6 protein-coding genes and 2 pseudogenes are annotated in these 8,199 nt (G+C 59.9%); 4 read left to right on the forward strand and 4 right to left on the reverse strand.

The window, feature by feature from the left end; all coding sequences use genetic code 11:
- Nucleotides 1-16: 16 nt before the first annotated feature.
- From repC to repA, 3 genes are all read right to left on the reverse strand, one after another.
- Nucleotides 17-1,222: a plasmid replication protein RepC gene (gene repC, locus NKH01_RS32945; RefSeq protein ID WP_353024468.1), complete on the reverse strand. Its 1,206-nt coding sequence runs from the start codon at nucleotides 1,220-1,222 to the stop codon at nucleotides 17-19.
- 156 nt (nucleotides 1,223-1,378) lie between these two features.
- The gene (gene repB / locus NKH01_RS32950; protein ID WP_353024477.1) at nucleotides 1,379-2,383 is read right to left on the reverse strand and encodes a plasmid partitioning protein RepB; all 1,005 of its coding nucleotides are present in this window, start codon (nucleotides 2,381-2,383) and stop codon (nucleotides 1,379-1,381) included.
- 68 nt (nucleotides 2,384-2,451) lie between these two features.
- Nucleotides 2,452-3,657, reverse strand: coding sequence for a plasmid partitioning protein RepA (gene repA / locus NKH01_RS32955; RefSeq protein ID WP_352496428.1), 1,206 nt, complete (start codon nucleotides 3,655-3,657; stop codon nucleotides 2,452-2,454).
- A gap of 356 nt (nucleotides 3,658-4,013) precedes the next feature.
- Here repA and NKH01_RS32960 point away from each other — a divergent pair, with 356 nt between their 5' ends.
- Nucleotides 4,014-4,409: a GNAT family N-acetyltransferase gene (locus NKH01_RS32960; protein WP_353024470.1), complete on the forward strand. Its 396-nt coding sequence runs from the start codon at nucleotides 4,014-4,016 to the stop codon at nucleotides 4,407-4,409.
- 206 nt (nucleotides 4,410-4,615) lie between these two features.
- Here the strand turns inward: NKH01_RS32960 and NKH01_RS32965 are convergent.
- Nucleotides 4,616-5,567: pseudogene (locus NKH01_RS32965) on the reverse strand (recombinase family protein).
- Between the two features lie 504 nt (nucleotides 5,568-6,071).
- On the opposite strand from NKH01_RS32965, the pseudogene NKH01_RS32970 reads away from it, so the two are divergent.
- The 3 genes and pseudogenes from NKH01_RS32970 to scpB all read left to right on the forward strand — a co-directional run.
- Nucleotides 6,072-6,155, forward strand: a pseudogene (locus NKH01_RS32970) (helix-turn-helix domain-containing protein); the annotation flags it as partial.
- A gap of 104 nt (nucleotides 6,156-6,259) precedes the next feature.
- Entirely contained in the window at nucleotides 6,260-7,282 is a 1,023-nt protein-coding gene (locus NKH01_RS32975; RefSeq protein ID WP_502912712.1) for a DUF1403 family protein, read from the forward strand.
- Nucleotides 7,283-7,287: 5 nt separating this feature from the next.
- Nucleotides 7,288-7,995: an SMC-Scp complex subunit ScpB gene (scpB, locus tag NKH01_RS32980; RefSeq protein ID WP_353024473.1), complete on the forward strand. Its 708-nt coding sequence runs from the start codon at nucleotides 7,288-7,290 to the stop codon at nucleotides 7,993-7,995.
- Nucleotides 7,996-8,199 lie beyond the last annotated feature (204 nt).

Raw genomic sequence — 8,199 nt, forward strand, 5'->3', positions numbered from 1 at the left:
CCCGGTACCCACACACTCATCCGGTCATCCGCGCCGTTGCGCCGTTGGCCTTCAGCGCCGCCATCAGCATCGGTCCGACCGAAAACTGCCCCGCCCGCGCCTTTTCGGTCAGCACCCGCAGATAGCCGCCTGCGGAGTTGATGTGCTGTGCCCTTTGCACAATGCAGGCAATCACTATTGCGGCGACCTCCTGGCCCATCACATGGCAGGCTTCCTCATATGCTGACGGCGAAACGCCAAGGTAGCCCCGCACCTGGGCTGCCGTGATCATCAAATCGCGCCAGTTGCCGATCCCGTCGACGGCGTAATCCGAAAATTCCGGGCAGGCCTTCAGCACAAGCCCTAGCGGATAGGTTTTCGGGGGCTCTGCGGTCCTCGTCCTTGGCTCGGCCGTCGACCCGCTTTTCTCTAAAGCCGGTTCAAATTCAAAAATAGAGTCGGTATTTGAATCAGATTGCTGCCGCTCGTTTTGGTAGTCATTGCCGCTCGGATTCGTGGATTTCATGTGAACTTCCAGCAGCTTATCCACTTCGTCATGCAATGCGGCCAGATCGCCCACGATCGGCTCGAGCTCGACAACGGAAGCTCGGCGCGGAATTGCCTCCACAACGGCGCGGAAACGCTTCCACAGGCCTCCCCAGTCGCCTGGCACATCTTCCTCAACCGCCGCCTCGACCAACTTCTGGATATCCCGGCGGTGCAAAGTGATCCGCTCACGCATAAGCCTGAGCGCCCTGTTGTGGGCGCGAACACGCTCAGCCGCCGCCTCGAACTCGTGAGCACGGGCCAGCAGCGGCGCCAGTGAGAAGCCAAATGCTTCCTCGATCTCCCCTCCCCGGCCCTTGCGCGCATAACGCTTGCCGTTCGGGCTGTCCCGACGGACGATCAGCCCGCAGTCCACAAGGGCTGCCAGGTGCCGTCTGACTGTGGGTTCGGGCATCCCATGAGCTCTAAGGGACAGCTGTGCGTTCGAGGGAAACACGATGAGGCCGTTTTCCTCACTCAGCTCGCTGTCAGGATAGAATGATAGCAGCGCATTCAGGACGGCCAGGGCGCGATCGCCAATGCCGACGATGCTTTTGCCCTCGCAGAGGTCGCGGTAGACCTGCCATTTCTCAACGACCCTGTCCTTGGGGATTTCACGTGAATCGTTTTGCGCTGCCAATATGGCAAGCGACATCGGCCGCCGCCCAAAGGGCGTCGTTGCAATACCAGGTTCCATTTCTTCCTTCGCCTTCAATTAGGCAAAAGAAATTTGCTCGCCGAATCGACGCCTAGACTCTTGACAGTGATTCGCGAAAATGTGATTCTCAGCTTGCTTAAGGATGAGAAGGGCTTCCGCGACGGTGACGTTCGGGGGCCTTTTTCTTTTGCGGGTTTAGTCTCCTGTTGCCTCTTCTTTCGACGTTCTGAATGCCTCGTAAAGGCTGTCCAGGTTCTCCGAAATGTATTCGCCGAACTCGGCCGCGTCTTTCGCTTTCAGCGCCAGACTGAAGGCCTTTCCATTGTTTCTAATCGTCGCGGCGACCGATTTGTCAGCCGGTGCCCAGGTTCTGTCGTTTCGCGGAGCTAGCCCTTTCCTGATTGCCTTATTGGATTTCGCTCCATTCAGAAAATCAAAGAGCAGGTTGAAACGCTCGTCAGAATCCGCAGCCGCGAAATCTTCACTGGCCACATAGCTCTTGGCAATTGGCGTGTTCTTGGGGTTCTCGACGAGTTTCCGAAGATCCAACCACCGGTCGCGTCCAATCCCTTTGGCCGGCCCAATCGCATCAATGACGACCGCGGGGATAGCTTTCGGAATCGTCAGCATCTTAGAGAGGGTCTGGTAGTCGACCGACAGAGCAGATTGGATGGTTTCGCGGCTGAAACCAAGCCCGTCCAGTTGCTGGGCGAACAGAACACGCTCGATAAATGTAAGATTGGCGCGGGCGGAGTTTTCCTGCCCCTGTGCGACAACGTGGTCGATGTCTGCCAGCGTCTTCACCACGGCGCGGACAGGCCTCCCGAGTTGTTTGGCAACTCTCACCCGTCGGTGTCCGAAAACGGCCATGTAGCGGCCTTCGGTGCTGGGATGGGGTCTTACAAGGATTGGGGTATCCTGTCCCCTCTCCCTCACTGCCTCCAGCAGTTCGTGGTATGCGTCGTCCTGATCAACGCTCATGCGGTCGGGCACAAATGACCTGTCGACAAGGTCGGGATCAAGTTCAATAACCGTTTCGCCTTGGGCGAGTTTGGAGGCCTGCCTGGCCAATTCATCGATCGACGATGAGATGGACCTCGCCGCTCCGAATTTGCGAAACCCGGAAGCTGGCTCGCCATCTTCTGCCGTTTCGGGCGCGGATTCCCGCATCAAATTGTCGAAAACGTTCTTTCTTGCCATTTCCAGCGTCCCGAAATTTGGGTCATTCATCTGATTTCATTGTAATAAAACCTGACTTAGACGGCCGTCTATTTCGTACGTCCCCAAGCCCCGTGGATCAGTTCTCTGATTTCCGCGTTAACCGCTTCCATCGACTCCATGGCACGGTCGTACGTTGCCCTAATCATCCCGGATTTCTCGACCTCATAAAGCGTCTGCTTCGTTAGCCCAGCATCCGAAATCGCGGTCGATTTCAACATCGGCGTCTTGAGCATTTGTGACGCGAGCATTGACTGCATGAATCCGACCATCTGGGCTTGCGGGACGTCGGTCGGTTCGTATCGAGTGATCAAATATCTGAACCAATCTAAATCTACGTCGCCGCCCGCCTGGCGAATTGTCTTCAGGATGTCGCCGAGCATCAGAAGGAACTGCGACATGGACATCAGGTCGAGCATCTGCGGATGTACAGTGATCAGCACCGAACTCGCCGCCGACAAAGCGGTCAGCGTCAAATAGCCCAGCTGGGGCGGACAATCGATTACGACCACGTCGTATCGGTCATCGACCTCCCGCAATACTTTTTCGATGCGATTCCAAAACGTCTTCCCGACGACGGAATTCTTGTCCTGCATCGCCAGTGGAGTGTCATACTCATATTCCTGCAATTCTAGCGATGCAGGGACAAGTTCCAGGCCTGGAAAGTTTGTCGGCAAGATCACGTCGGTGATGGGCTTCCGCTCGTCGTCGTAACGGATCGCTTCGTAGATCGATGGATTCTTGTCGAGTTCGGGTTGGATGCCGTACAGGGCCGACAGCGAAGCCTGTGGGTCGAGGTCGATGGCCAATACACGGTGCCCCGTTAGCGCCAGATGTTGCGCAAGGTGTGCGGCCGTCGTTGTCTTTCCGCTGCCCCCCTTGAAATTAACAACGGCAACGACCTGCAGTTTCTCGTCCCTGCGGCGGTGAGGAACGTATTTCTTCACATCGGCTCGGCCGTGACGGTCGAGCCATTGACGCAGCTCCATGATCTGCTCTGCCGAATATGTCCGGCGACCTCCGGCATGTATAGTTGGCTCGACACCCTTGCCTTCAAGGTGCAGCTTCTTGAGATTGCTAGTCGAGACCCCGAGAAAATGCGCCGCTTCCCCGAGTGAAAATTGCCGCAAGGTCTTCCTGGCGTTCGGTGGGAAGGTCTCGAAACGAAGCTGGTTCAGCTTCCTGGAAATCTCGCGGCCTTGTGCCAGAATGGTGTCGTCGAAGAGGGGTTTCGACACGGGCGCTAAAACGTTCATGCTTTCCGGAACCTCAAGTGACGGCATTTCGCCGAAATTCTTTCGAATGCCGTCATTATGTCCGATTCGTTTGTCCCGACAAGAAATTTTAAGTTAACAAAAGGTTAACGCTAACTGGCGGCAGAAGGTCATACGGAATTGTTTATTTGAATTTGAAACTCGGCGCGGTCAACGCGTCTGTCCCGGGCAGGTAGCGAAATGCGATCCAACGATTTTCGATGAGGCATTTCTTCGAATCGCACCGCCTACCTGCTCGCCGCTTCACCCCGCTCGATCCCTGATGTCTTCGAGGCGATGTACGCCAAGCCCGAAGTCGCCCGTTTTCAAAGCTGGGAGACCTGCACCGAAGATGACGGATGCGCATTCCTGGAATCGACGCGCTGCGCAATCCAGGCAATCCTGGATGGTTCCAGTTTGCTCTTGAGCGCAATGAAGATCGAAGAATTGTCGGCGATAGCGGCCTCAAGACATTCGAGGCGGATACTCGGCTGGCGCAGATCGGGTCCACTAGAGGGCAGCAATATTGGAATCACAGTTACGCTACCGAAGCGGCCCGCAGTTTGATCGAATGCGCCTTCTACAATTTCCTCCATTCACCGCAACATTGCGTCCCGTCGACTGGCGCTGTCCCCGTTCTCGAAGAATCCGGCTTCGTGAAAGAGGCTCATCTCCGGCTATCTGAGTGGTGCAAAGGCGGGTGGACAGACGACGCAATCTATGCGCTCTCGTCCGCTGGAGCAGGCTTGCGGTAGCGCTCTGAATATTCGAACTGAGACGCTTCGGTCTTGTTGGGCTCCTTTCGACCTCGCGTACAACAAGGTACTGTCAGCTTTCCGATTGTTTTAATTAATTTTTTTGCCATTTAGACGGCAGTCTACTAGAGGCGGCGTCGCGAGTCCGCCGCGCAAATGGCAACAAAGAGAGAGGGGAGGGCGGCGCTCGTCGACGAGCGGCCGTTTTAACCGTCAGCGGGTTCGTGCACCGTCAAACCGAGACGCCTGGCGCGATCGAGCAGATGCTTGACCGACGAGGCCGCCCATTGCCAGCCGCCGCGCGGCGTCCGCTCCCGCATTGCCTTGAGCTGGTGCCGCGATCGCCCGCAGACTGAGATCCGGATCGGCAATGGCAATGCCGGCAACGAGTGTCATCAATCGATCCTCCGGCTGTCGTCGCGGCGCGCGCTGGACAAGTTCAGGCTTTGCGAGGCCTTCCCGCACCAGGCGGTACACCGATCGGCGAAGCCGTTCCACCGTCCAGCTTTGCCCCTTTTGAGTCAAAACCCGGACGACATCGTCCCAATTATGCTGGGGGCGCAGCCGTCGCACGATCGGCAACCAGCTTTGTGCCAAGGCGATGAGATCGCCGACATAGGCGCTGTCCCGCGCCGCGGCGACGGCGCGGATGCTTTCTGGCCGTCGCTCGCGCAGCCCAGGATTGCCAGGCAGACGACCACGTGCCTTGGCCGCGGCGATGCCGCCTTTCGTACGCTCGGCGATGAGCGCCCGCTCCAGCTGGGCGACAGCACCGAGCACCTGCAGCGAGAACATCCCCTGCGGCGTCGACGTGTCGATCGGGTCGCGCAGCGAGCGGAAATGCGCGCCGCGCTTTTCCAACGTCTCGATGACCTCGAGCAGATGGCTGACCGACCGGGCGAGGCGGTCGAGCCTGACGACGACCAGAACGTCGCCGGCGCGAATCTGGCGCATCAGCTTGGTCAGCACCGGCCGCGAGCGCGATGCGCCCGATCCTTGCTCGTGGTGGATAACCGCGCAACCGGCTTGTCGGAGCTCGTCGGCCTGCGCATCGGTTACCTGATCCTCGGTCGAGACCCGCGCATAGCCGATGAGGCGGCGCGGTCTTACGGCGGGGGAGAGGGCCCTTGACCATGGCGGGCTTTCAAGTGTTTTCACGGCGTTTGTACAATATCAACGGCTGTGGTCAACCGCTCAGTTGCAGGCGTGTCTTATCGAGACTCATAAATGGCCGTAGGGGGGCTTTCTGGGGTTTGGACCTCCACGAGGCCGCAAAACTCACCAAATCGCATCCTACGCCATCCGTGGCCGAAAGCGCGCGAAGTGGGGCGGTTTACGACCGGCCTCGCCTTGCAGGGAGTTTTTCAGGGTCTTCGAGGCTGAGGTTTCCGGCGCCTCATTGGACGGGCCGGGCCGTCACCATGCACGTAGTCTCACGAAAACCGATTCAGAGGTGAGTCTCATCCCTGTTCGGCAGCCTGCGCACCAGGCAGTGAATCGGAAATCGTGAGACTACGTGACAAAGCCAGGTGGACCGGCCGTGTGCATCAATAGGTCTGTAAACTCAGGAACTTAAGGCTAGGGGGGTTCGTCGCCATGCAGGTAGTCTCACCAAAACCGATTCAAAAAGGCGGCGAGTCTCACGATTTCCGGTCAGCCGACAAGACTGGCGCCAAGCGGCCGAGCGGGATGGCGCTGAAACTGCTGTCCGTGGTGCACAAGCACGGGCTGGAGGTGCTGCAGTAGCGGCTTTTCCGGTATGTCCGCGTTCGTTGCCAGCGCACGACAGGCGCGGCGGTTGTTCCGTATGTCGGTTGCCAAAAGCGCCGCCATGATTCATCGTGCTGTCGATGATTCTGCGGCCCAAACCCTCTCCGCGCCACCACGCCACGCTTGCCGGTTCCCCTTCGACCTTGCCGATGGCAACGGTGCCGACGTGGCTGCGCCGCGCCATCCCGGATGCGCAAAGCCTTGCTGGAAAAGATGTTGAGGACGTTGCGTTTGCCGCCGGCGCCGCCATCGGCGCCCTCGACGCGGTGATCCGCCGGCAGCAGCGGTGGGCCGGCGCCTGGCGGCAGCGGCTGGCGCTTGTCGCTGCCGCGGCAACGGCGAAGCAGGGCGGCCGCGTCGAGGATGAAGCAGCACTTCGCGACGCCGTGCTGCTCACGCGGCCGGGCGATTTTTTGTCCGTCGGTCCCGCCGGGCTTTTGCTGCTCGCCTGGCGCCGGCTGGCAGCCCGGCCCGGGGACGAATTGCTGACGGAGAAAAACCTCGCCGCGGTGTTGGAAGAGTTCGGCTACGCCCCCGACGATGAGGTGGTTAGCGATCTGGCGGATGATATCCGGCAACTCGCGGCCGGCGCTGGCATGGTCGCAACGCTGACCGGCACATTCATGGCCGCCGAACGCCACGGCTTTGCGCGCGCCGTGGGGACCTGGCTCGCCGATGCGCTGCTGGCACAGCGGATGGGCTGGCCACACGCGGTGCCGCTGCTGGGCGCCGAAGCGGCCTTGGGCGCAAGCGACCGCCCGCGTCGATCGGCAGCCAGCTCCGTGGCGACAAGCATTGGGACAAATCCTGAGCGTGCGAAAAGCCTGCTTGCCGCGCAGGCACGCGCTGCGCTGCGCGCGATTGATCTTTCCGCCGAGCTCGAGCGCCGCGCGAACCGGCTGCTTGCCGTCACGCCGAAGCTTAGAGCCAAGGCAGCGGACGCTGTTGTCGACAAGCTCCTGTCCGACGATGCGATCGTGGGATCCGAAAAGATCGCAGGCATGAGCGACCGTGGGCTGCGCCGCCTGTTCGACCGGCTGGTCGAGTTCGGCGCGGTGCGTGAGCTGTCCGGTCGTCCCACATTCCGCATCTACGGGCTGTAACGATTATGGTGGAGGCAGCACGCAGGCGAGGGGGGAGCCGGTCAGATGACCGTCGATCAGCTGACCAGTTGTTTGACCGGGAGCTGGATCACCTGCCGCCGGAGGCGCGTTGGCGCGAGTGGATGAACCGCGTCGAGGCAACGATTTTTGCTGCCAGCGAGCCGGTCAACCGCGAGACGCTTGCCCGCATCGTCGGCAAAAGCTGCAGCATTGATCTCCTCATCGACGACATCCGCGAAGAACTGCGCGGTCGGCCCTATGACCTGGTCGCCGTCGCCGGCGGCTGGAAGCATCTGACCCGGCCGGCCTATGCAGACGCCATCCGCAGTGCAGTCGGCGGAAACGAGCGAGCCGTGTATCTGACACAATCTGAAGTGCTGGTGCTGATGTGTGTGGCGTACTTCCAGCCGATCACCCGCGCCGAGCTTTCTTCCTTCTTCGGCAAGGAGATCAGCCGCGATCTCATCGGTCATCTGCGCGGCGCGAAGTTGATTGCGTCCGGTCCGCGCAGCCCGACGCCCGGCGCGCCCTACACCTACGTCACCACAAAAGAATTCCTGCTGGAGTTCGGCCTCGACACGCTGCGCGACCTGCCGGATTTCGAGGCGCTCGAGGATGCCGGACTGCTGAGCAAGGAGAAGCTGCTTGCGGGCGACATCATGCCAGGGTTTTCAGATAGCGATCGGGATGACGTTTCAGAGCCCGACATCTGAAAGCAGATCCGACCCGACCTCGGGGTTTACAGCCCATATCGCCTCTGTCCCGCCTTGGCGCAAGTCGGCCTGGGTCCGTCAAACGAGCGCGCATCAAGCTGCCGTTGCGCGATCCGACCTGTGAATCGGCGTGCAAAATTGACCCCATAAGCCGGGGAATCGGCGTCCAATTTTGACCCCCCTGATGCTTTGATTTGCGACCAT

The sequence above is a fragment of the Mesorhizobium sp. M1403 genome, from assembly GCF_040317695.1.
In the GTDB taxonomy this organism is placed as follows: Bacteria; Pseudomonadota; Alphaproteobacteria; order Rhizobiales; family Rhizobiaceae; genus Mesorhizobium.

Coding starts and splice junctions, on each gene's coding strand:
- repB (WP_353024477.1), bottom strand. CDS start 2,383: ATGGCAAGAAAGAACGTTTTCGACAATTTGATGCGGGAATCCGCGCCC.
- repA (WP_352496428.1), bottom strand. CDS start 3,657: ATGAACGTTTTAGCGCCCGTGTCGAAACCCCTCTTCGACGACACCATT.
- NKH01_RS32960 (WP_353024470.1), top strand. CDS start 4,014: ATGCGCATTCCTGGAATCGACGCGCTGCGCAATCCAGGCAATCCTGGA.
- NKH01_RS32975 (WP_502912712.1), top strand. CDS start 6,260: ATGATTCTGCGGCCCAAACCCTCTCCGCGCCACCACGCCACGCTTGCC.
- scpB (WP_353024473.1), top strand. CDS start 7,288: ATGGTGGAGGCAGCACGCAGGCGAGGGGGGAGCCGGTCAGATGACCGT.
- repC (WP_353024468.1), bottom strand. CDS start 1,222: ATGGAACCTGGTATTGCAACGACGCCCTTTGGGCGGCGGCCGATGTCG.